The sequence below is a fragment of the Peribacillus sp. FSL E2-0218 genome (assembly GCF_037992945.1).
Classification (GTDB): domain Bacteria; phylum Bacillota; class Bacilli; order Bacillales; family DSM-1321; genus Peribacillus; species Peribacillus simplex_B.
In genome coordinates, this window is record NZ_CP150304.1 from 759,714 (window position 1) to 782,787 (window position 23,074).

Genomic DNA, 23,074 nt, shown 5'->3' on the forward strand with positions numbered 1-23,074 from the left:
CTTCATTTTACCTGGAAGCGGAAGTGTTTGTAAAACAAGCGGATCAAAAAAAGCTGGACTCCTAAGGAACCCAGCTTCTTACTATATGTCACCCCATCCCTTTTTATTTAACTAATAGGACAGGCACAGACGAATGCTGAACGATGTAATGGCTCACGCTGCCGAGGAATTCCTTGAATCCGCTTAATCCGCGGCTGCCCATGATGATAAGGTCACAGTTATGGGATTTTGCATGTTCCAATAAGGCCGTGATGGCAGACCCCTCGACGACAAATGTTTGGGAAGCATTCGGAATTTCCGATAATAGGGCTTCCGCTTTTCCTATCACTTCATTGCCATATTTGCGCATCGATTCTTCTATTTCCTGAAAGGCATTGCCGTAAATATTTGATTTGATCGGTAGTGTAACAGCGTGAAGCACCTGCACTTCAATGGCCGGATCAAGCTTCGCTAACTCTATCGCCTTTTCTAAAGATTTAAGTGCCAATTCAGACTCATCATAAGCTACTAATATTTTTGAACAAATCATGATAATCCTTCCCTTCTATATAATGAATATACCCCTAGTATATCAGGTTGAATCTTCCATATCGTTTCATATAGTATAAATTTTGTGAATATTTATTGAAGTTTACGTTAACGTCAATGGTAAGATAAAGGTAAATAATCCCTTTGTAAAGTGTGGTTTTAACATGTACACCATTTCTGAGTTAGCGCAAGAATTCGAATTGACGACAAGGACGCTCCGGTATTATGAGGAACTAGGCATGCTAAAGCCAAAACGTACAGAATCAAGAAAAAGGGCGTATGGAAAGAAAGAGTATGCCCAACTCAAAATCATCATGCGTGGAAAAAAATATGGGTTCTCGTTAGCGGAAATAAAGGATATTGTCCTTTTGTTTGATGAGGACAGGACAGGCATCAAGCAATTGGAAAAAACGATTGACACGGCAGGACAGAAATTACACGAAATAAATGAGCGCATTAAAGAGTTGAATGAATTGAAAGAGGATTTTGAACAGATGATCCAAGGATTCAATAAAAACCTTCATGACTTGAAAATGAACGAAAACCTGATCAGGTCACAAATTTAATATGGAAATTAGGTTTTGATGATGGAAAAAGATGAATATATATTCTAGACGAAACGAATGAGGTGAGGCATTTGGATATTCAAAAAACCATTGCAGCAGTGACAGGAGGAGCTTCAGGTCTCGGAGCGGCAGCTGTAAGAAATATCATTAAAAAAGGTGGAAAAGCGGTCATCCTCGATCTCTCGGAAGTAAATGGGGAAAAAATGGAGCAGGAATTGGGAAATTCAGTCCTGTTTGTCAAGACGGATGTAACGAGTGAAGAGAGTGTAAGCAGAGCGTTGGAAAAAGGCATGGAAAGATTCGGGAGCATTAATACGGTCATCAATTGTGCAGGCGTTGCGATAGCGCGGAAGGTCATCGGCAGAGAAGGCGCTCATGAATTGGAAGCGTTCTCAAAAGTGGTGGCTATCAATTTGGTCGGTACATTCAATGTGATCCGTCTGGCTGCCCAAAAAATGGTCGGAAATGAACCGAACCAAGACGGCGAACGCGGGGTGATTATCAATACTGCCTCGGTAGCTGCCTTTGAAGGGCAGATAGGACAAGCCGCCTATAGTGCCTCTAAAGGAGGAGTGGTTGGAATGACTTTGCCGATTGCCAGGGAGCTTGCCACAAAGGGGATCCGTGTCGTATCGATAGCACCGGGCTTGTTCCATACACCAATGTTCGACTCATTGCCTGAAGAAGCGAGGGTGTCCCTTGGAAAAACCGTGCCGTTTCCTTCGCGGCTGGGATATCCCGATGAGTATGCAAAACTTACGGAAAGCATCATAACGAATCCGATGCTGAATGGAGAAACGATTAGGCTGGATGGGGCCATCCGGATGTCGCCTAGGTAAGTGTCGGGACCCTATTAATCTTGAAAAAAACCTTCCTCCAAAGGAAAGGGAGAAATCATAAAGCAAACAAAGGAGATAGACAAGATGAAACATCCATATTTGAATGAAGAGCATGAGATTTTTCGAAAATCATTCCGAAAGTTTTTAGAAAAAGAAGCGATCCCAAACTATGAGCGCTGGGAGGAAGAACGAATCATTCCTCGGTCATTTTGGATGAAAATGGGTGAGCATGGCTTTTTATGTCCCGACCTTGGAGAAGAGTTTGGGGGTTCCGGGGGGGATTGGGGATTTGCGGTCATAATTAATGAAGAACTCGAAAGGGTTGGTTCTGGTTTCATTGGTTTCGGGCTTCACAGTGACATTACTGTTCCGTATATCACTGCCTATGGGAATGAATGGCAGAAGCAGCGCTGGCTTCCAAAATGTACAACAGGGGAAATCATTACGGCCATTGCCATGACGGAACCTGGAACAGGCTCTGACTTGGCCAATATCAAAACGACGGCGATTTTGGATGGAAATCATTACATTTTGAACGGGCAAAAGACATTCATCACAAATGGCATTCATTCGGATCTCGTCATCGTGGCATGCAAAACGGATCCCAATGCGGTTCCGAAGCACAAAGGCGTAAGCTTGGTCGTGGTGGAAAGGGATACACCAGGTTTTTCAAGAGGGAGAAAACTGAAGAAGCTTGGTTTGCACAGTCAGGATACAGCTGAACTTATTTTTGAGGATTGCCGGGTGCCGAAAGAAAATCTGCTTGGTGAAGAAGGCAAGGGTTTTACATATTTAATGGAAAAATTGCAGCAGGAACGCCTTGTCGTAGCCATTTGTGCCCAAACGGCATCAGAGGATATGCTTGACGATACGATTGAATATGTAAAAAGCAGGGAAGCATTCGGAAAATCCGTAAGCCAATTTCAAAATACTCAATTTAAGATTGCCGAAATGGCAACTGAAATTAAAATGGGCCGTGCTTTCCTTGATCAATTGATCTCCAACCATATGGCGGGGGAACAGGTCGTCACAGAGGTGTCGATGGCAAAATGGCGCTTGACCGAGACCGCCAGAAAAATATCCATTGAATGCATGCAGCTTCACGGCGGCTATGGATATATGGAGGAGTACAAGATTGCCAGAAGGTACAGGGACATTCCAGTGGCTAGCATCTATGCGGGAACAAATGAAATCATGAAGAAAATCATCGCTAAAAATCTTGGCCTTTAAAGGAAAACAGGATATGGAGGGGGAGAGTGCATATGCGCGAAGTGGTTATCGTAGAAGGGATTCGGACTCCAGTAGGCAGACGGAACGGTGTCTTGAAAGACATTCGCCCGGATGATCTGGCAGGGGAAGTATTGAAGAAGCTCATGGAAAAAGTGGATATTGATCCTGCCCTTGTCGATGATGTCATTTTAGGATGCGTTTCACAGTCTGGGGAGCAGGCTGGCGATATAGCTCGGGTTGCTGCATTGATTGCCGGGTATCCGATTGAGGTGCCGGGAACGACAATCGATCGTCAATGCGGCTCAAGTCAACAGGCCGTTCATTTTGCTTCCCAGGCCATCTTGTCGGGGGATATGGATGTAGTAGTGGCGGGCGGGGTCGAAAACATGTCCCGAGTCCCAATGGGTTCGAATTACCAAGGGGCAACAACGAGTCAAAAGTATTCGGACAGCTATGAGGTGATCAACCAAGGGATATCTGCTGAAAGGATAGCAAAGAAGTGGGGGATCACACGGGAGGATTGCGATCAATTTTCCGTTACGAGCCATGCCAAAGCGATACGTGCTCAAAAAGAAGGACATTTCGAACGTGAAATGATTTCCGTTATCGGTACCGATAAAGAAGGGAATCATCTTGAAGTTACGGAGGATCAAGGTCCTAGAAGCGGAACTACTCTGGAAGTACTCTCAGGCCTGAAGCCCGTTTTTCAAGAAAATGGGTTAATTCACGCAGGCAACTCAAGTCAAATCAGTGATGGTGCCGCCGCTTTATTATTGATGGAGCGCAGTAAAGCCGAAGAACTTGGCTTGAAACCACGATTTAAGGTGCATACGAGGGTCGTCGTCGGCTCAGATCCCACGCTGATGCTGACCGGACCGATCCCCGCCACACAAAAAGCATTGGAAAAAGCGGGACTTTCCATTGATGATATCGATATTTTTGAAGTGAATGAGGCTTTTGCTCCTGTACCGATTGCGTGGCTTAAAGAAACCGGGGCGGATCAGAAGAAGCTGAATCCCAATGGCGGGGCAATTGCCTTAGGACATCCTCTTGGTGGCAGTGGTGCGCGGATCATGGTATCGATGATTCATGAGCTGGAAAGGACAGGCGGGCGCTATGGGCTGCAAACAATGTGTGAGGGACATGGGATGGCCAACGCCACGATCATTGAAAGATTGGATTGAAATGAAGCCTGCGGTCATGAACATGGGGCATTTACACGAAAGGCAAGCTGAAAAAGTGAAACAGCCGACTATCGCCAGACTGACGTAAGAGCTCGTTCTGTTGAGGGGTGGCTTAATTGAGGAGGAAATGATATGTCAGTAACGATTAAAAATATCTTTGATCAGACCGTTCAGAAATTCCCCATTAAAGAGGCTATCTACGACGTGAGAAGAAATATCCGCTACACGTATATTCAGTGGAATGACCAGGTGAATCGGTTGGCGGCTGCCTTGCAGGCGGAAGGCGTTCGAAAAGGCGACAGAGTCTCCACGTACCTCTACAACAATGAAGAGCTTGCCACTGCCTTCTTTGCCTGCGCAAAAATCGGCGCCATCTTCAATCCAATCAACTTCCGCCTCATGCCGGAAGAAGTGGCCTTCATTTTAAATGATGCAGCACCAAAAGTCGTTTTATTCGAACGTGAATTGGAATCAGTGGTTGCGGCTATTGAAAAGCGATTCCCGGAAACGGGTTTCTGGTACATTGATGATGATGTGCCGGGGTATGCGAAAGGCTACCGCCAAAAATTGGCCTGCGTTTCATCTCAGCCGGCCGAAGTGGAGGTTCATGAGGATGATGTTTATGCCATCATGTATACGAGTGGGACGACGGGGCGTCCGAAAGGGGTCATTCACCTACATAAAGATATGGTCAAACATGCTGCGATTTTAAGCGAGGCCCTTCATTATGAACGATCCGATATAGGTTTGATCACTGCACCGATGTTTCATTGTGCCGAACTGCATTGTTGCTTTTTACCTCGCGTACAGGTTGGAGCGATGAATGTCATCCTCCACCAGTTCAATCCGAAAAAGGTGATGGAGCTAGTTGAGTCAGAGGGGATCACCAAGTTATTCGCTGCGCCTACGATGTGGAACATGATCATTCAGGAAAACCTGGCCGAGTATAAATTCCAGAGCCTGAAGCTAGGGCTATATGGAGCTGCTCCAATGGCGCCATCGCTTGTATATGCTTGTCAGGAAAAGCTGGGAATCCAGTTCATCCAAGCATATGGAATGACTGAAATGGGGCCAGCCATCACTTTCCTGATGGAAGATGATCAAATAAGGAAAGCGGGCTCTGCCGGCAAGCCATGTCCGGAACATGAAATCATCATTGTCCGCCCCAATGATGACGGGCCATCGGAGCCAGAGGAAGTATTGGAGCCAGGGCAAACGGGCGAAATTCTTGTGAAGGGTCCATGTATCATGCAAGGCTATTTTCGAAAGGATGCGGAGACGGAAAAAGCGCTTTATAAGGGCTGGTACCATTCCGGTGATATTGGTTACCTGGATGAAGATGGATATTTGTGGGTGAAGGACCGAGTGGATGACATGATCATTTCCGGGGGTGAAAATGTGTACCCGCGGGAAGTGGAAGATACACTTCATGGGCATCCTCAAGTGTTTGACTGTGCGGTACTCGGTCAACCGAATGAAAAATGGGGGGAAACGGTAACGGCGTTCATCGTAGCGAAAGGTTCCGGGTTAACGGAACTCGATTTAGAAAACTGGTGTAAGGAAAGTGATGCACTAGCTAATTATAAACGACCGAGAAGATATATATTCTGTGAAGAGCTGCCGCGAAATGCAAGTGGCAAGATACAAAAATTCCTGCTCCGTAAACAGCTGGAGAATATCGCTAACGACAAAGGGTTGGGAAATCTCCATTTCTAAATGTGTGGAACAAATCCAGTTGGATAACGGTGAATAATAACTTTGGCGATATGGGCAAGGGGAGTGAAAAGTTATCCACAATTAAAATCCTGACTGCACAGAGGAATATCGCCTTTATCCACATAATCCACAGAGTTATCCATAAATAACATTATTTTCTTGTTGGTAAAGCAAGTCATAATGCCTATTGTTTATCAGTATTTTCAGAATATATCCACAATATTAACAATGATGTGGATAAAAGGTGTGGATAAGAACAAGTTAGGGGCTAAAATAGCCCCCATGTTTTAAAACGATCAGCGGCGATTATGAGCTCGACGATCCGCTTCCTTTGCTCGTGCTTGCGCTTTGATGTCTTCCTGGTCAGCCAGTTCGGAAGAGTATTCAACGTCAAGTCCGTCACTTTTCAGGTTTTTAGGAACTTGCGGCAATTTTTGCTTATTTTTGTCTCGATTATGATGTATGTTATTGCGTCCCATGTTTACGCCCCCTAAATTTAAAAAATAAGCAGGAGATGAATTTCATCTCCTGCTTATTTTGTGTTGAACAATCGATCAAAATGTACGGGAAAATGCACCAAGCTTATCGGCGTGATCTTTTCTCATTAAAGCCGCCGGCACGATCTGCATTTTTAAATTCCCGTGCATATAGAATGGCTTGGGTGCTCGTTAAGTTACTTTTTTCTTTTTCGTGTTTTTTGGACATGTAGATCAGCTCCATTTCACCTTAATATCCCTATTTTTTCCTAAAAAGCAGCTTTCATACGTGAGAATCTTTTTTTAAGATAGCTTGTAAAGCCTCTTTAAGGGATGGAAAGGTAAAAGTGAATCCTTCTTCTTTAAGTTTTGCGGGAAGGACTTTTTGTCCTTCAAGCACCATCATGCTCATTTCGCCCAGTGCGGTTTTCAGGATGAATGGGGGGACAGGGAACCAATGGGGCCGGTGCATGACTGTACCTATCGTTTTACCGAATGCATCCATTTGGACGGGAGTAGGTGCCGTGAAATTAACTGGCCCCTCTGTTCCCTGATCACTGATGCAAAAGGAGATTGCCCGCACCACGTCTTGAATATGAATCCAGGAAAGCCACTGATTCCCCTTGCCAAGCCTTCCTCCGCCGAAAAGCTTATAAGGCAGGACCATCATGGGCAATGCCCCTCCGTTTTCGCCCAGAATCACACCAAATCTGGTAAGGACGAGCCTGTTGCTGTATGCCCGGGATTTAGCGGCTTCCTTTTCCCATAGCTTTACAGTCCTTGCCAAGAAATCATCACCGATCGATTCAGATGATTCGATAAAGGCATCCTTGTCTGAAATCCCATAATATCCTATTGCACTGGCGTTGATGATGACAGACACCTTATTGGGCAGAGTGGAAAGAATCCTGTTCATCTCCTTGCAGGCATCAATCCTGCTTTCGACAATTCTCCTTTTCCGTTCAGGAGTCCAACGCCCGTCATTTAAAGATTCACCTGCTAGGTTTATGAATCCATCAAGGCCCGCCAACTGTTCCTCGGGCTTTGCGTTCTCGGTCAGCCAGCCTATATATTGAAGCCTGGGCTGTTTTTTGTATTTTTCCGGATGACGGGTCAATATATATAAATCATGATTTTCTTTAAGTAATTCGTCAATAAGGGCTGTGCCGACAAAACCGCTTCCACCAGCAATGGCTATTTTCATGAAAACCACTTCCTTTCCCTGTCTTTCCTTCACTTTACCATGCCGATGTACTTTTTTCATTTTTGGACATGCTTTTATAGAAATGGGGCAAATAAAGGGGTAAAGTAGGTGTGGGGGTGAAATTTATGCCGAATATAACAAAAATAACAACCCAAAAAAAACGTAAAGACCGATATAACATATTCGTTGATGAAAAATATGCCTTCAGCGTGGACGAAGAAGTTTTACTTAAATATCAATTGAAAAAGGGTACGGAACTGGATGACCTATTGCTGGCTGAAATACAATTCCATGATGATATCCAAAAAGCATTTACAGATGCCCTGCATTATTTATCATACCGGATGAGATCGGAATCGGAAATTCGCCTTTATCTGAAAAAGAAGGATACGGAAGAACCGATTATCAAAGAAGCGATTTATAAGCTGTATAGCTTTAACTATTTGGATGACCTTGAATTTGCAAAGGCTTATGTACGGACACATGTGAATGGCGGCAATAAAGGCCCGACTACCTTAAAGCTTGAGCTAAAGGAAAAAGGAATAACAGAAAAATTGGTTCTCGAGGCCATGAAGGAATACCCCTTTGATCTTCAAATAGAGCATGCAAGAAAACTTGCCGGAAAATCAATTAAAAAGGAAAAAAACATTTCGGAACGGGCATTAAGGCAAAAGGTTGAACAAACCTTATTAAGAAAAGGTTTTCCGAGGGAAGTCATCCTTGAAGCGCTTGAAGATGTGACAGTGGAAAAGGATGAAGATGAACAATGGGATTCCTTATGCCATCATGCGCAAAAATTGGAGCGTCGTTATAAAAACCTTGAAAGCTTCGAACATAATCAGAAAATGAAGCAGGCATTATACCGAAAAGGTTTTCCGATAGAATTGATTGAACGATACCTTTCCGGTCCTGACCTGGATTAAGTACAGCATTAGCCAAAACAAGAAATTTTGTTTAATATAGAGGTAAATTAATATTTCATTAAGGAGCACTATATATGAGTGACGTAAGATACAGCAAGTTGTCGGCCTATGAGCTGCAGCAGGAAATTGCAGCATTGACTGAAAAAGCAAGAAAGGCTGAGCAATTGGGAATGGTGAATGAGTATTCTGTATTGGAACGTAAAGTGACGATGGCGAAGGCCTATTTGCTGAATCCCGATGATTTTAAAAAAGGTGAAATATATCAGATTGATGGCGATCCAGGTGTCTATTTCAAAATTGACTATATGAATGGGGTGTTCGCCTGGGGTTACCGCCTGGGCGGCAGTGGGAAGGAAGAGGCGCTGCCGATTTCGATGCTGAAATAAAGGAACCGGGAATGATCCCGATTCCTTTTGAAACACTGTCAATTCGATCGCTGGTTGGAAGCTTTCATTCGTTCCTGAGGGTGTGTATTGATGCTTCCATCTGCACGTTTTGAAGCATATCTTGCTTGTGCACGAGGCTCGCCTTGAAATTTATTATTGTTTTGGTTGGGGAATCCTTTTTGTTTATTTCGCAAGTTGTTCTCCTCCAAGCATCAGTTTAAAGAAAGAAGCGTTTCCGCTTATCACTAGTATGGGTAATGGACCATATAGTTGATTCTGTAAAAATATTGGCAATGAGGTGTTTCTAATGAATGATTACCATGAAAGATTAACCAAGATACTGCTTGAGAAAAATGACCACATCACGTATGAACAAGCTTTGACTTGGGTGGAATTATTATGGGAGGATTTCGAAGCGACCTATGCAAAAGCTGGACATGAATACGCCGGTGAAGAAATGACGTCACGCGTCGTAAGAACCTGGATTGATAATTACGGTGAGCAATTCCACGAATTCATTGCAAAAAATCCTAAATATCAACATTTATTAAATCAGCAGAATCGGCTGCATTAAAAAAGCTGATTCCAGGGGTTCGACTCCTGGGATCAGCCTTTTTTCACTGTGCATGGTACGCAGCTATAAAATGATATTCAATTTCTTCTGCAGCTTCGCTTCACTAAAGATCCAGCCGGTATACGAATTCAAGATATTCAAATCGCTGTCTAGATGGACGACTGCCACAAACGGATAATATCCATTGCTTCGGTACCTTAAGTCAATGAAACGAACTTCATAATATTCTTTTATCTGTTCGATTTCAAAACGGTAAACTGGAGAAAAGGACAGAAAGGCTGCAAGGTTGATGTCCTTTTTGGCGGCCTCAAGAATTTCACTTTCAGGCAATGGCACCCGATCGAACGTATCCAGGATGGTCACATACCCATTATCTGCCCGTGCCACATAATAATTCTTTTCGGTGATCACGGCAATTTTCCAGCGGTGAAAACGCATCGTCGGTGATAACAGGATTTTTCTCGCTCCAGGGATCTGCTGCTTAACGGCCCTTTTAATAAAAGCCTGTTCCCTGAATCGAGAGATATAATAAATGACGAGTATCCCGTAGATCACGAGGAATAAATAGCCCGGGGGAAATCCGAAGCCCCACAATATCAGTCCTGCAACATGGATGCCAAAAATGAATGGATCAAATGTATTGATGACCCCTAAAGCTACCCATTTTGACGAAATCGGCCTTAGAGCCTGTGTCCCATATGCATTGAATATATCCACGAATACATGAAGAAATACGGCTAAAAAGGTCCAAAGCCAAAGATGAAGGTAATTTGCTTCAGGTATGATGGCGAAAAGCGCACCGCTGATGATCAAAGGCCAAAGTAAAACAGCGGGAATGGAATGCGTGATTCCACGGTGATTACGTATATATACGGCGTTATTCCTTAATTTTAAAACGGTGTCGATATCCGGAGCCTGCGAGCCCAATATCGTACCAGCTATGACTGCACTTGCAGTGACTGGGTCCTGCGCAATGACAGGATCTAATGTGGCAAGACCTCCAAGAGCAATTCCCATGACAAAGTGAGTACCTGTATCCAAAAATTCTACCTCCCTGCCACAATTTGAAAAAAATGGTCTTCTTTCATCATACCGTATTTATATAATAACCATCAAATGAATATAATTTTGACTTATTTTTATGAGCCTTTACAATTAAATGGATATGAACATGATAGTAAAAAAAGAATGCCTACTATAGGTATTCCCAATTTTGATTAGAGTGTAACATTTTTGGAGGAACTGATGTGAAAGAAATAATGATCCCGACAATAGAAAAAATAAATATAGAAGGTTTTCAACAAGATTTAGTTTCCTGGTTCCAGCAGGAACAGCGGGAATTGCCATGGAGAAAAAATAAGGATCCATACCGTGTTTGGGTGTCCGAAATCATGCTTCAGCAAACGAGGGTGGATACGGTCATTCCTTATTTCAACCGATTCATGGAATGGTTCCCCACACTTGAGGATTTTGCCGATGCCGATGAAGAGAAAATCTTGAAGGCGTGGGAAGGGCTTGGATATTATTCGCGTGTAAGGAATCTGCAAAGTGCCGTTCGGGAAGTACGGGCTTCCTATAACGGAATCGTTCCGGATGAACCAGGGGAGATCTCCAAACTGAAGGGCGTGGGCCCGTATACGGCTGGTGCAATCCTGAGCATTGCCTATGGCAAACCGGAACCGGCAGTCGACGGGAACGTCATGCGCGTATTATCCCGTATATTAATGATCTATGAAGACATTGCAAAGCCGAAGACGAGAAAAACATTTGAAGCGGCCGTAAGAAAGCTGATCGATCATGACCATACTTCTGCCTTCAATCAAGCCTTGATGGAACTAGGGGCATTAATCTGCACGCCTGGGAAACCGGCATGTCTGCTCTGTCCAGTTCAAAGTCATTGTCTCGCATTCGAAGCCGGTGTCCAGTCCGAACTGCCGGTGAAAATCCAAAAGAAAAAAACGCGGGATGTTCCCATTGTGGCCGCTGTTTTAACAAATGAAAAAGGTCAATTCCTCATACACAAGCGAGAACCTTCTGGTCTGCTTGCCAATCTATGGGAGTATCCCAATTTCGAAAACCATGCCCCCCTTCAGCCCAAGCGGGAGTTTTACGAGGATCGCTTTCAAGAAATGTATGGAGTCAAACCGGAAATTACGGAATCACTTGTACGGATCGAACATGTTTTTTCACATCTCGTTTGGAAAGTGGATACGTATATCGGAGAGGTAAAGGAAATGATAGATGAAGGAACCTTACGGAAAAACCAGCTCAAGTGGGTTAGTGAAGCCGAGATGGCTGAGTTGGCATTTCCAGTCTCCCATCAAAAGATGATGAAGGCTTATAAAGAAAGAGAACATATTGGATAAAGGTGTTTTTCCCATCCTACCAAACATTCTTTACTGTATGGTAATATTAGGGTGTTAGGGAGGTGGAATCATGAAGATTGTTATTAAAGCATTCGTCGCATCATTCTTCATTCATGCTTTATATATTTGCAGTGTGATGCTGATTGGATTCTTAAAAACAAGCCAATATAAACCAGACCTCGTTAATGCTTGGAATCATGATGGAGCGCTGCAAAATGAAGTATCATTCGGTACGGTCGTGTCACCATCCGTTTATGCGTTAACATTTTTAGGTACTGGTTTGATTTGTGCAATCGTGATTATGTTCTATAAAAAGCCTGTGTAAAAAAAAGAGGATATCGGCAAAGATATCCTCTCAGACTGTAGACAAACTCGATGAAAATCGAGTTTGTCTATTTTTATGGCCTGTACAATTTAGACGTTGATTTCCACTCCAGGCACTCGCTTTCCGCGGGCGGTCGGGGAGCCTCCTCGGCTTTGCCTGCGGGGTCTCCCCTAGACGCGCTTTTCCCGCAGGAGTCTCGTACCTTCCGTTCCAATCAACTTTGTCTTACCATTTAGATAGAACACTTTTGACTGGAGTCATTTTTGTTTTAAAATTGAAGGATTAAAACTTGAGGTGATGAGGATGCTTTCTAAACATGATTCTATTCAGCGAGATCAACTTGAAATGATTACTTTAGATCAACTGGTGCCACCGAACCATTTGGTTCGTAAAATGGAGGCTGCCATTGACTTCACTTTCATTTATGACTTGGTGAAAGATATGTACTCAGAGGTAGGGGAAAACGTGTTCTACACTTATTACCTTTTTATTAGCAGCTGTCATTAAAATGCGACAGAAAATCTGTTCAAACAGGTCTGTATCTTTAAAGCGTCGCTCATAATTTTTTCCGAACGTAGAGAAATGAGGCACTTTATCATGGAAACCATAGCCTAAGAACCAACGATAAGCCATATTGGTTTCAACTTCTTCAATCGTTTTACGCATGGAACGAATACCGAAGGTATATTGAATGAAAGTCAGTTTAACTAAAATAACTGGATCAATACTTGGGCGTTAAAGAAAGTACTACGGATCCTGAGAGTGGCTACTATGTGAAAGATGAACGAACAAAACAGTTTGCCTATTCATTCCATGCTGCCGCAGATGCCGCTTATAAAACACCAGCGATTACAAGCTACCTATTTAACAAAGAAATCACACCTGCTTTACCCTATACACGTCCTCGTACAAAAGAAGGATTCTTTCGCAAACATGACTATGTTTACGATGAACACTTTGATTGTTACCTTTGCCCTTCGGGAGAAACTTTAAAGTACTCAACAACAAATAAAGAGGGCTATCGCGAGTACAAATCGCCCAAACAAATTTGTGCAACATGCTCATTTTTATCACGGTGTACGGAAAGCAAAGACCATCAAAAAGTAGTGACACGGCATATCTGGCAAGCATATGTGGAAGAAGCAGATCATCTGCGTCATCATCAAGAGGTAAAACCTATATATGCGAAACGCAAAGAAACGATTGAGCGTGTATTCGCAGATGCAAAAGAAAAGCATGGTATGCGTTGGACTACTTTAAGGGGACTTAAAAAATTGTCGATGCAGGCGATGCTTACTTTCGCTGCCATGAATTTAAAGAAGATGGCCACTTGGACATGGCAAGGTCCTAAAACGGCTTAACATAGCGGCTCGAAGAGCCCAAATCTCGTAACCTTTGGTCAAAATTTCAAAGGAATTTCAAAAGGGGATCGGAATCTTTTAATTCCGAACCCCTTTTGTCTACAAACTGAGAGGATATCGGCAAAGATATCCTCTTTTTTCTTTAAATCAATCGTAAACCGGTTTCGTTCCATGTGTATAATCGGCTTCCTGCCTGGTAAGGCCGCCCCTATTTTCAATTTCTTTGACGATTTCGCCATGGATGCTCTGTCCTTCTTGGTTTAAATAAGGTACCATTTGTTGTAGGGAGTGATGAAAATAGGCAAGCTCGCTATTTTCCCAATCCGATTTTTTCATCATCGACAACTCTGTCATATCACGTCCAACATACATAACAGTCACACTCCTATTAAAAAAGATTTTATAACTCGGTGTTTACTCAGAAGGGAAGAATAAAAAATGGAACAAAAAGTAGCGCTCGTTACGGGCAGCAGTAAAGGCTTAGGTAGAAGCACGGCAATAAAACTTGCAGAGGAAGGTTACGACCTCGTTATTAATTATGCCCGAAGCAAGTCGAAAGCATTAGAAGTGGCCGCTGAAATTGAAGCGTTGGGGCGGAAAGCTCTTGTCGTGAAGGCGAATGTAGGCGACGTCGCAAAGGTGAAAAGCATGTTCGAGGAAATCGAAGCGTATTATGGACGCTTGGATATCTTCATCAATAATGCGGCATCCGGAGTGCAGCGTCCCTTGATGGAGCTTGAAGAATCACATTGGAATTGGACGATGGATATCAACACGAAGGCACTCCTTTTCTGTGCCCAGGAAGCGGCGAAATTGATGGAAAGGAACGGAGGCGGGAAAATCGTCAGCATCAGTTCACTTGGCTCGATTCGCTACCTAAAAAATTATACGGCTGTGGGTGTTTCCAAAGCGGCGCTTGAAGCATTGACAAGATATTTAGCGGTCGAACTTGCGGCGAAGAACATTTGCGTCAATGCCGTTTCAGGCGGTGTAATTGATACGGATGCCCTGAAGTCCTTCCCGAACCGGGATGAAATGCTGGCCGAGGCTGCAGAACAGACCCCTGCAGGAAGGATGGTAGAGGTGGAGGATATGGTGAGCACGATCCTGTTTTTAATTTCCGATGGAGCGAGCATGATCCGTGGACAAACCGTCATCGTTGATGGAGGCATTTCTTTGCTCGTGTAAGAAAACTGGAAAAATTTAGCCGGATAACACACGGTCATGATGGTTATCTTATTATCGTGGAGGTGATATCAATGGCTAAAAACAAAACGCAATCAGGTACTGACATCCAACATGTAAAGAACAAAAACGGGCAAGCTCAACAAGGTCAAGGTCAATACGGTACTGAATTCGCTTCTGAAACAAACGTTCAAGAAGTGAAAAAACAAAACCAAGCTTCTCAACAAGGCCAAGGCCAATACGGCACTGAGTTTGCTTCTGAAACTAACGTTCAAGAAGTGAAAAAACAAAACGCAAAATCTCAAAGCAATAAAAGCCAAGGCTAATTGCTGTTACAACAATGAAAGGCATCCTTCTTTTGAAGGGTGCTTTTCTTTTTTGCTCCATTTGATTCGACAAATGTTTCTTTGTGTTTACATTTTATGTCAAAGGAGATGTCCGGTTTAAAATCGAATATACATACTATGGAAAAAAACAGATGAGGAAGGTGCATTCATGGAGGAATTTAACCGGCTTATAAATGACCAGTTGAAGACGATGGATAAGCTTTTACTTTTACAATCGGAAATCGAGACATGCCAAGATATAGAGAAGCAGCTCCTGGCCTTGCAAGAAGAAAGTGAAGCCATTACCATCCAGGAAGAGATTCAACTCAAGAAGCAGGAGTTGAAAAGTATTCATGATCGATTCGAGAGCCAAACGGAAGAAGTCATTCGTTATTTTCAGCAGCAACAGGCAGCTATACGATAAATCAGAGGCTAATTTCTAAGTGTTAATGGGTGGATGGTCAGATTTTTTTGACTTTTTTACACATTTCCACGGAGAGATTAGCCACTTTTGTTTTAAATTTACGAATAAATCGCTATAATAAAGGAATATAGGGTAAATGGAAAAAAGTATATATTTTTAAATACACACAACAACTTCAAACGGAATAGGGCACAGTACGATGAATGGGTGTCTATAGAAAGTAGGGAGAGATAAATGGGGATTGTTCCTGCCGAAGGAGGAAAAATCCAAATCCATAGCTATAAACATAATGGACATATCCATCGTATCTGGGAAGAAACAACCGTTTTAAAAGGGACCCAAAATCTGATGATAGCGGCGAATGACCGTACTATGGTGACGGAATCAGATGGTAGGACCTGGATTACACGTGAGCCGGCGATTTGCTATTTTCATTCAAAGTATTGGTTTAATGTTATCGGTATGTTGAGGGAGGACGGGGTTTATTATTATTGCAACATCAGTTCGCCGTTCACATACGATTCGGGAGCATTGAAATACATTGACTATGACCTGGACATTAAAGTATTCCCAGATATGACGTTTAATTTGCTGGATGAGGATGAATATGAAAGGCATCGGAAAGAAATGAATTACCCGGATGCCATCGATTCAATATTGAAACAGAACGTAGACTATTTAATTTATATGATACGCCAGCGAAAAGGACCATTCTCCGCAGAGTTCATTGATAGTTGGTATGAACGCTTCTTGACCTATCGATGATAGTAAAGGCCTGCTGCTTATTGAGCAGGCTTTTTCTGGTGTGTAGGGTCCGCTTCGCTGCAAGGCTATCTTTCATTTTCATCCATTTGGAAGACTTTGAATGAAATCGGTTTGATAGTTCAGCTTCGAAAAGGAAAATATAACAGAACATGACTGGTCTTTTTTAGCACGAGTGAGCCCTTGGCAAATCGACCGTAAGAAATGGAGGGATTCCGTGGAGAGCATCAAGAGATATTTGCATTTTGTCAAGCCATATAAATGGGAGATAATCGGGACGGTTTTAATCGGTCTGTTAAAATTCGCGATCCCGCTGCTGCTGCCACTGCTCAGTAAGTATATCGTGGATGACATCATCGGAAATAGTGACCTGTCGAAGGCCATGAAATCAGAACGGCTTTTATGGGCCATGGGCATCATGTTGTTCATTTTCGTTGCGATAAGACCGCCAATCGAGTATTATCGGCAGTATTTCGCCCAATGGACAGGAACGAAAATACTATATGATATCCGAAATGATTTATTTACACATATACAGAAACTAAGCTTTAAATATTATTCGAACACAAGAGTGGGAGAGGTCATCTCGAGGATGATCACGGATGTGGAACAAACGAAGAACTTTGTCATCACGGGCTTGATGAACCTTTGGCTTGATATTGCCACGATCGTCATCGTGATAGCCATCATGTTCAAGATGGACGTGAAGTTAACGATTGTATCGATCATCATGCTTCCTTTCTATGCCTTCTCGATCAAGCATTTCTTTGGCAAGCTCAGAACCTATACAAGGGTCCGTTCCCAGGCATTAGCCGATGTACAGAGTCACCTTCATGAACGTGTTTCTGGGATGTCTGTCATCAAAAGCTTTGCGATTGAAGATCGCGAACAGGAATTATTTGCTCAGCAGAATAAGAATTTCCTGGATAAGGCCTTGAAGCATACGAGCTGGAATGCCAAATCCTTCGCTGTCGTCAATACGATTACGGATATTGCGCCGTTGCTCGTGATAGGATTTGCCGGATACCAGGTCATTCAAGATCAATTATCATTGGGGACGATGGTTGCGTTCGTCGGCTTCATAGACCGGCTCTACAATCCGCTCAGACGATTAGTCAATTCTTCGACGACCATGACCCAGACATTGGCTTCCATGGACAGGGTGTTTGAGTTCGTCGATGAGAAGTATGATATCGATGATGAGCCAGATGCGCAAGAGCTGAAGCATGTAGATGGCCATATTACATTCGATGATGTATCGTTTGCGTATGATGAGAGGGAGGCACCTGTGTTAAAACATATTAATTTGGATGTTTTGCCTGGAGAAACCATTGCACTGGTCGGCATGAGCGGCGGAGGGAAATCATCGATCGTCAGCTTGATTTCCCGCTTCTATGACGTGACGGAGGGAAGGGTGTTATTGGATGGAACCGATATCCGGAACTTTCAAGTGCGGAGCTTAAGAGATAAAATCGGCATGGTGCTGCAGGATAATATCTTATTTAGTGAATCGGTTAAGGCCAATATTCTGATGGGCCGGCCCGATGCAAGTGATGAGGAAGTCATTGAAGCGGCTAAAGCGGCCAATGCCCACGACTTTATCATCGGCCTGAAAGAGGGATACGAAACGAAAGTAGGCGAGCGTGGCGTGAAATTATCCGGAGGGCAAAAGCAGCGGGTTGCCATCGCGAGAGTCTTTTTGAAAAACCCGCCTATCCTAGTATTGGACGAAGCAACATCAGCCTTGGACTTGGAAAGTGAACATTATATCCAGGAAGCGCTGGACATCCTCGCTAATAACCGGACAACCATCATCGTGGCTCACCGCTTATCAACCATCACCCATGCCGATCGAATCGTTCATATCGAAAATGGGGAAATTACCGAAATGGGCACACATGAAGAACTCATGAAAAAGCAGGGACATTATTTCAGCCTATTTCAAGTGCAACAACTGGGTTCCTAAAAGGGGATTAGGATTAAATGGGACACAGCCTGTAAACAAAAAGGTTTCGGAACCGCATTCCGAAACCTTTTTATTTTGCTTCAGTGTGTTCAAAAATTCGGGCTTTTCGGTCCATTATTAGTAATAACCTAAAAAACCGAAGGCAAGCTCAATCGATATCGAGCTTGCCTTCAGTATGAGATCATACCAGATTAGGAATGGTCTTTCTTATGTTGTAAAAAGCTTATCCAATTCCGGTCAAGGAATTCTATTTTCATGCAGCGCCTTTTTCCTGCCGGGAAGGAATTGTGGAAGATGCTTCATTCCTTCAGGGAGGGCGATGCCGAAAATGATCAGGCACATCCCGAACCATTGCAGTGACGTAACATGCTCATTCAAGAAGATGACGGAAACGACCATCGCCGATGGCAATTCCGCAGCACAAAGAATCGTTCCAAGTCCGACCCCCACCTTCGGCAAACTTACAGCGAAGAAGAAGAACGGAACAAGCACACCTAATATGCCGAGCAATAGACCATAGTACCATAGATTCGTTTGGACAAGGTTCGTAACGAGTGTTACAGGATTGGTGGTGATTACAGCAGTCAGCATCGCTCCCGTTGCAATGAAAAACAACCGTTTCATCGAGGATTCCCCAACTGCGAATTTGGAGTTGCAAAACATATAAAGCGCAAAAAGCAATGCGGATAGCAGGCCGAATAATACACCTTTCAAGCTCAGTGCTGAGAGCGGCTGTCCGAATATAGCTCCTGCAAATAAGGTGCCGATGAACAGAACGAAAATGGCAATGAGTTTATTTTTATCCGGACGTCTTTTATTTAGTAAGCTTTCAATGAGGACACCTATCCAAGTGAATTGAAAGAGAAAGACAACGGCAATCGAAGCGGGAAGCTCTGATACGGAAACGGCGTATGCCTTTCCGACGAAAGTGGACATCATGCCAGTAATCATCAGCAATCCGATACTTTTCCAAGGTACTTTATATTTGAATGAGAAAAGGAATAAAACGGAAATGATGAGCCAGCCTATGAGATATTGACTGCCGACCAGTTCACCGGAAGAATGGCCATCCATGAAACCAAATTTCATCATGGTCGATAGTGTACCATATGAAATCGAACCGATTAACACCATTATGGAATACTTCAAAAGTTGCATGTTTTTCACCCCTATAAAAATAAAAATCGCCACCTGCCAAAAAGGCAAGTGACGAACGAAAAAAGGAAATCCTTTTAAAATTCCGTCTCTCAACAAAAGCTGAGTTTAAAGAAATGTTTGTGTTGCATGAACTAAGCTTAAGGTCTTTGTGAATAATTGTCAACCAGAAAAATAAGTAAAAGCTTCTCCCGTTCATGAGGTAAAAGGGGATCGCAATCGATATATCATCACCATTGAAAAAAACCCCTTAGGCAAATATGCCTGAGGGGTTTGCGGGTTTCAGTCGTCCTTCTGCTGGAAATTCTTCAACTTACCGCGGTATTCCGAGTCCTTCATCTTGCCAAGGTTCGGTTTCTTTTCTTCTTCTGATGGTTCATCGTTTGGGGTTTGCTTCTGTAGCTTGGAAAGCGCCAAACGATAATCCTGGTCTTTCATTTTTAATTCATCGTTGTCAGTAGGGAAGATGATTTCGGTATCAAGCTCATCATCCGAAGATAAATCCGATTTGGATAATGGAGCATCATCCTTGATAACCGGTTTCTCTTCAGGTGATAAAGCTTTGATATTGAAGGTGATCAAGCCCGTGATCGCTAAAATCGCAACGATGATGATAATTAGAATTAAGCCCATTGAATCAAGCCTCCTAGAGCTCGTTTGTGAATGAACGGGTGACTTGGGCTACCCGTTTTCCCAATGCTTCCCCAAGCTGCAAGTCGTTTTTGGAGATGTTATCGTCCACACCGGGCGGGCAGCTTATCCCGACACCATAGTAGGATCCATACAAGGCGTTTTCAGGAACGGTGCCGGGCAAGCCGACGATGATCATTCCTTGGTGAAGCATTGGGGTGATCAGATTGAGCATGGTTGCCTCTAGCCCTCCGTGTACGGTGGCTGTCGTACAGAATACAGCACCGACTTTATTGATGAGCGCCCCTTCTGCCCATAAATATCCAAGTTTATCAATCCATGCCTTCAAACTCGAACTGATTGTTCCGAAATGGCCCGGGCAGCCCCAAATGATGGCATCCATTTCCTGGAGCTTATAAACATCCGCCTCGTTTACATGGTCAATGAGAACCTCGGCACCAGGAACCGCAGCGGCTCCCTGGGCTATTGATTCGGCAAGCGCTTTTGTATGGTTGCCTTCACTGTCGTATACAACATAGATTTTCATTCTTATCCCCCCGTATGATTAAACCGATTTTTTCACTGGTGAAGGCAGTAAAGGTACATCCAATTTTTCTTCTTGAGCTTGTTGGATTACTACTTTATCCTTACGGACGTCACGTAAAAACAGTGAGAGTACGATTCCGACAACTGCGAAGCCCGTTGCCCAAAAGAATGCATCATTGATACCCATTACATTTGCTTTTCCTTGAATTTGGGCGGAAATCAATGACATTGCTGTTTCCCGTGCCTGCTCACTCGTTTGATTCATCGTGCTCATGATGGATTGGACAATAGCCTGGAAATTCTGGACAAATCCGGGATCACTCGTACTCATATCCATTCCCAAGGAAGTTCCATGGAAAGTAGCGCGATTTGTATAGATGGTTGTGACGAAGCTGGTACCGATTGCTCCGGTCACTTGTTTCAGCGTATTGCTCATCGCCGTTCCATGAGTATTCAAGTACTTCGGCAGCTGGTTCATCCCTGCTGTCATGATCGGCATCATCAGCATGGACATTCCAAGGGCACGGATGGCATAGATGATGACCAAAGTCGAATACGTCGTATCTGTAGTCAAATTAGCGAATTCGAAGGTCGTGACAGCAGTAATTCCTAACCCGATCAATGCTAATGGACGTGGACCGACTTTGTCGAATAGCGCTCCTGAAATGGGTGACATCACCATCATGACAAGGGCACCAGGCAACATCAACAGTCCGGATTGAACAGGTGTGAATCCTCTAAGCGTCTGTAAATAAATCGGCAATAAGAAAATGCCTGTAAACATGGCAACTGTAACGATGGCCGAAATGATATTCGATAATACGAACATGTCATATTTAAATACACGGAAGTCGAGCATTGGTGTATCCGATTTTAGCTGTTGCACCACAAATAGGGTCAGCAGGATGATCCCGATGATGATCGTTCCGAGAACGATCGAATCCGTCCAGCCTTTGGAACCTGCTTCACTGACACCGTATAAGAGGGAGGCGACACCTATCAAGGATAGCGAGGCTCCCAATAGGTCCAATTTGATCTTTTTGGGCTCCGCTACATTCCGCATACTTAATAAGGCAAGTATGATGATGATTATGCCTAATGGAACCATTGCGTAGAACATGACCCGCCAGCTATATTCCTGAATGACCCAACCGGATAAAGTCGGTCCGATGGCAGGAGCGAACATGATAGCCAAGCCGAAGATTCCCATACCTTTTCCGCGCATTTCTGGAGGGAAGATAAAAAGAATGATCGTCATGACCAATGGCTGCAGGATTCCTCCGCCAGCAGCCTGAATCAGCCTGCCTGTGAGGATGATTGGGAAATTGGGTGCTATACCGCAAATGAGTGTTCCGATCGTGAATAGAAACATCGCGGCCAAGAACAGGATCCTCGTGCCAAATCGTTCTATCAGGAAAGCGGACAGTGGAATCAAGGCCCCATTTACCAGCATGAAACCAGTTGATAACCATTGTATCGTAGTCGCAGCTACATTAAATTCGGCCATCATCCTCGGCATGGCGACACTAAGCAGGGTTTGGTTCAAAATGACCATGAACAAACCCAGCATTAAGATAATTAACATCGGGGCGAACTGCTTCATGCCCTTGTTTTCGTTTATTGAGATTGTTTGAGAAGCCATTTAAGGGAAGCCTCCTTTCTGTATAACTGTGTAGCTCATTAATTGGTTGAAATTTTCACTTCTGCATTCATACCAGGCAGAACTTTATCGGATGGAGCTTTAATGGAAATTTTAACTGGTACTTTTTGCGTGACTTTCGTATAGTTTCCGCTGCTGTTTTGATTGCCCATCACGGAAAAGACGGAAGTTGTAGCATAACCAATTTGTTCCAATGTACCTTCGAAGACGGTATCGGAATCTCCATCAATGATGATATCGACGCTGTCACCTTTTTCAATTTTTTTCAATTTATTCTCTTCGATATTAGCTGTGATGGACAAATCATTCATATCGATGGTTTGAGCCAATGTTTGACCCGCTTGAACTAGTTGATCATCATGTACCTGAGTTTTAACGACAGTACCTTGTGCTGCTGTTTTTACCGTTTCTTTTCCTGCTGCAGTGGCTACATTCGCCACTTTGTCATTTTTGCTGACACTGTCACCTTCTTCTAAATCCCAATCCGCTAGCTTACCGGCAGCAGGTGCAACGATCGTATACAAATCTCCTGAAACTTTCGCTTCATCCGTTTTTATGAAATTCGTGCTTTCATAATAGTAAAAAGCCCCACCGGCCACAACCGCTAATATAATAACCAAACCAATGACATTGACTAAAACTAAACGTCCTCTATTCACTTGTTTCGCCTCCAAAAATATAGATGATTGATACGTATAACTTATATTGCTTGACCTTCATTCATTCACATGACGTATTTATC

At 43.5% G+C, this 23,074-nt stretch carries 27 protein-coding genes and 3 pseudogenes; 17 read left to right on the forward strand and 13 right to left on the reverse strand.

Translation table 11 applies throughout. The annotated features are described in order from the left end of the window. Positions 1–103: 103 nt before the first annotated feature. Positions 104–529 carry a universal stress protein gene (locus MHI53_RS03625; protein ID WP_061142505.1) on the reverse strand — a complete coding sequence of 142 codons (426 nt, stop codon included), beginning with the start codon at positions 527–529 and terminating at the stop codon, positions 104–106. Positions 530–692: 163 nt separating this feature from the next. Between MHI53_RS03625 and MHI53_RS03630 the strand changes: the two genes are divergently transcribed. From MHI53_RS03630 to MHI53_RS03650, 5 genes are all read left to right on the forward strand, one after another. Beyond that, a complete protein-coding gene (locus tag MHI53_RS03630) occupies positions 693–1,094 on the forward strand; it encodes a MerR family transcriptional regulator (RefSeq protein ID WP_340372781.1) in 402 nt (133 codons plus the stop codon). Positions 1,095–1,165: 71 nt separating this feature from the next. Beyond that, positions 1,166–1,933 (forward strand): 3-hydroxyacyl-CoA dehydrogenase, encoded by a 768-nt coding sequence (locus MHI53_RS03635; protein WP_340372782.1) that lies wholly within the window; start codon positions 1,166–1,168, stop codon positions 1,931–1,933. Positions 1,934–2,017: 84 nt separating this feature from the next. Next, positions 2,018–3,163, forward strand: coding sequence for an acyl-CoA dehydrogenase family protein (locus MHI53_RS03640; protein WP_340372783.1), 1,146 nt, complete (start codon positions 2,018–2,020; stop codon positions 3,161–3,163). Between the two features lie 32 nt (positions 3,164–3,195). Then, positions 3,196–4,347: a thiolase family protein gene (locus MHI53_RS03645; RefSeq protein WP_340372784.1), complete on the forward strand. Its 1,152-nt coding sequence runs from the start codon at positions 3,196–3,198 to the stop codon at positions 4,345–4,347. A gap of 132 nt (positions 4,348–4,479) precedes the next feature. After that, complete coding sequence (locus tag MHI53_RS03650) at positions 4,480–6,063, forward strand: fatty acid--CoA ligase (RefSeq protein ID WP_340372785.1); 1,584 nt, start codon at positions 4,480–4,482, stop codon at positions 6,061–6,063. A gap of 296 nt (positions 6,064–6,359) precedes the next feature. On the opposite strand, the gene MHI53_RS03655 is transcribed toward MHI53_RS03650, so the two are convergent. From MHI53_RS03655 to MHI53_RS03665, 3 genes are all read right to left on the reverse strand, one after another. Continuing rightward, complete coding sequence (locus MHI53_RS03655) at positions 6,360–6,542, reverse strand: YfhD family protein (RefSeq protein WP_340372786.1); 183 nt, start codon at positions 6,540–6,542, stop codon at positions 6,360–6,362. 103 nt (positions 6,543–6,645) lie between these two features. Next, positions 6,646–6,768 (reverse strand): YfhE family protein, encoded by a 123-nt coding sequence (locus MHI53_RS03660; protein WP_100533519.1) that lies wholly within the window; start codon positions 6,766–6,768, stop codon positions 6,646–6,648. Between the two features lie 54 nt (positions 6,769–6,822). Further along, positions 6,823–7,743, reverse strand: coding sequence for a TIGR01777 family oxidoreductase (locus MHI53_RS03665; protein WP_061142498.1), 921 nt, complete (start codon positions 7,741–7,743; stop codon positions 6,823–6,825). Positions 7,744–7,868: 125 nt separating this feature from the next. On the opposite strand from MHI53_RS03665, the gene recX reads away from it, so the two are divergent. Together recX and MHI53_RS03675 are read left to right on the forward strand one after the other, a co-directional pair. Continuing rightward, entirely contained in the window at positions 7,869–8,666 is a 798-nt protein-coding gene (recX, locus tag MHI53_RS03670) for a recombination regulator RecX (RefSeq protein WP_340372787.1), read from the forward strand. Positions 8,667–8,740: 74 nt separating this feature from the next. After that, positions 8,741–9,052 carry a YfhH family protein gene (locus MHI53_RS03675; RefSeq protein ID WP_034305394.1) on the forward strand — a complete coding sequence of 104 codons (312 nt, stop codon included), beginning with the start codon at positions 8,741–8,743 and terminating at the stop codon, positions 9,050–9,052. Positions 9,053–9,090: 38 nt separating this feature from the next. On the opposite strand, the gene MHI53_RS03680 is transcribed toward MHI53_RS03675, so the two are convergent. Then, on the reverse strand, positions 9,091–9,246 hold the full coding sequence (locus tag MHI53_RS03680) for a small, acid-soluble spore protein K (protein ID WP_061142496.1): 156 nt from the start codon (positions 9,244–9,246) through the stop codon (positions 9,091–9,093). 113 nt (positions 9,247–9,359) lie between these two features. Here MHI53_RS03680 and MHI53_RS03685 point away from each other — a divergent pair, with 113 nt between their 5' ends. Continuing rightward, the gene (locus MHI53_RS03685) at positions 9,360–9,626 is read left to right on the forward strand and encodes a YfhJ family protein (protein WP_061142495.1); all 267 of its coding nucleotides are present in this window, start codon (positions 9,360–9,362) and stop codon (positions 9,624–9,626) included. Positions 9,627–9,689: 63 nt separating this feature from the next. Here the strand turns inward: MHI53_RS03685 and MHI53_RS03690 are convergent, their stop codons facing one another. After that, on the reverse strand, positions 9,690–10,667 hold the full coding sequence (locus MHI53_RS03690; RefSeq protein WP_061142494.1) for a metal-dependent hydrolase: 978 nt from the start codon (positions 10,665–10,667) through the stop codon (positions 9,690–9,692). A gap of 206 nt (positions 10,668–10,873) precedes the next feature. Between MHI53_RS03690 and mutY the strand changes: the two genes are divergently transcribed. From mutY to MHI53_RS03705, 3 genes and pseudogenes are all read left to right on the forward strand, one after another. Next, on the forward strand, positions 10,874–11,992 hold the full coding sequence (gene mutY, locus MHI53_RS03695; protein ID WP_061142493.1) for an A/G-specific adenine glycosylase: 1,119 nt from the start codon (positions 10,874–10,876) through the stop codon (positions 11,990–11,992). A 70-nt stretch (positions 11,993–12,062) separates the two neighbouring features. Further along, on the forward strand, positions 12,063–12,317 hold the full coding sequence (locus MHI53_RS03700) for a hypothetical protein (RefSeq protein WP_061142492.1): 255 nt from the start codon (positions 12,063–12,065) through the stop codon (positions 12,315–12,317). A 303-nt stretch (positions 12,318–12,620) separates the two neighbouring features. Further along, positions 12,621–12,767: pseudogene (locus MHI53_RS03705) on the forward strand (IS5/IS1182 family transposase); the annotation flags it as partial. A gap of 54 nt (positions 12,768–12,821) precedes the next feature. Here the strand turns inward: MHI53_RS03705 and MHI53_RS03710 are convergent. Further along, positions 12,822–13,052, reverse strand: a pseudogene (locus MHI53_RS03710) (transposase); the annotation flags it as partial. Here MHI53_RS03710 and MHI53_RS03715 point away from each other — a divergent pair. After that, a pseudogene (locus tag MHI53_RS03715) lies at positions 13,052–13,678 on the forward strand (transposase); the annotation flags it as partial. The pseudogenes MHI53_RS03710 and MHI53_RS03715 sit on opposite strands and share 1 nt — an antisense overlap. A 147-nt stretch (positions 13,679–13,825) precedes the next feature. Here the strand turns inward: MHI53_RS03715 and MHI53_RS03720 are convergent. Beyond that, positions 13,826–14,050: a hypothetical protein gene (locus MHI53_RS03720; RefSeq protein ID WP_061142491.1), complete on the reverse strand. Its 225-nt coding sequence runs from the start codon at positions 14,048–14,050 to the stop codon at positions 13,826–13,828. Positions 14,051–14,116: 66 nt separating this feature from the next. Here MHI53_RS03720 and fabL point away from each other — a divergent pair, with 66 nt between their 5' ends. From fabL to MHI53_RS03745, 5 genes are all read left to right on the forward strand, one after another. Beyond that, complete coding sequence (gene fabL / locus MHI53_RS03725) at positions 14,117–14,866, forward strand: enoyl-[acyl-carrier-protein] reductase FabL (protein ID WP_061142490.1); 750 nt, start codon at positions 14,117–14,119, stop codon at positions 14,864–14,866. Positions 14,867–14,937: 71 nt separating this feature from the next. After that, positions 14,938–15,189 carry a gamma-type small acid-soluble spore protein gene (locus MHI53_RS03730; RefSeq protein WP_061142489.1) on the forward strand — a complete coding sequence of 84 codons (252 nt, stop codon included), beginning with the start codon at positions 14,938–14,940 and terminating at the stop codon, positions 15,187–15,189. Positions 15,190–15,358: 169 nt separating this feature from the next. Next, positions 15,359–15,613 carry a YgaB family protein gene (locus tag MHI53_RS03735; protein ID WP_061142488.1) on the forward strand — a complete coding sequence of 85 codons (255 nt, stop codon included), beginning with the start codon at positions 15,359–15,361 and terminating at the stop codon, positions 15,611–15,613. A 234-nt stretch (positions 15,614–15,847) separates the two neighbouring features. Beyond that, positions 15,848–16,378: a DUF402 domain-containing protein gene (locus tag MHI53_RS03740; RefSeq protein ID WP_061142487.1), complete on the forward strand. Its 531-nt coding sequence runs from the start codon at positions 15,848–15,850 to the stop codon at positions 16,376–16,378. 214 nt (positions 16,379–16,592) lie between these two features. Further along, positions 16,593–18,341, forward strand: coding sequence for an ABC transporter ATP-binding protein (locus MHI53_RS03745; protein ID WP_340372788.1), 1,749 nt, complete (start codon positions 16,593–16,595; stop codon positions 18,339–18,341). Between the two features lie 237 nt (positions 18,342–18,578). On the opposite strand, the gene MHI53_RS03750 is transcribed toward MHI53_RS03745, so the two are convergent. From MHI53_RS03750 to MHI53_RS03770, 5 genes are all read right to left on the reverse strand, one after another. After that, positions 18,579–19,499, reverse strand: a complete 921-nt coding sequence (locus MHI53_RS03750; protein ID WP_340372789.1) for a DMT family transporter — start codon at positions 19,497–19,499, stop codon at positions 18,579–18,581. 279 nt (positions 19,500–19,778) lie between these two features. Then, positions 19,779–20,129, reverse strand: a complete 351-nt coding sequence (locus MHI53_RS03755) for a hypothetical protein (RefSeq protein WP_340372790.1) — start codon at positions 20,127–20,129, stop codon at positions 19,779–19,781. A gap of 13 nt (positions 20,130–20,142) precedes the next feature. Then, complete coding sequence (locus MHI53_RS03760) at positions 20,143–20,673, reverse strand: NAD(P)H-dependent oxidoreductase (RefSeq protein ID WP_340372791.1); 531 nt, start codon at positions 20,671–20,673, stop codon at positions 20,143–20,145. An 18-nt stretch (positions 20,674–20,691) separates the two neighbouring features. After that, positions 20,692–22,314 carry a DHA2 family efflux MFS transporter permease subunit gene (locus MHI53_RS03765; protein WP_061142482.1) on the reverse strand — a complete coding sequence of 541 codons (1,623 nt, stop codon included), beginning with the start codon at positions 22,312–22,314 and terminating at the stop codon, positions 20,692–20,694. Between the two features lie 38 nt (positions 22,315–22,352). Further along, on the reverse strand, positions 22,353–22,991 hold the full coding sequence (locus tag MHI53_RS03770) for an HlyD family efflux transporter periplasmic adaptor subunit (protein ID WP_061142481.1): 639 nt from the start codon (positions 22,989–22,991) through the stop codon (positions 22,353–22,355). Positions 22,992–23,074 lie beyond the last annotated feature (83 nt).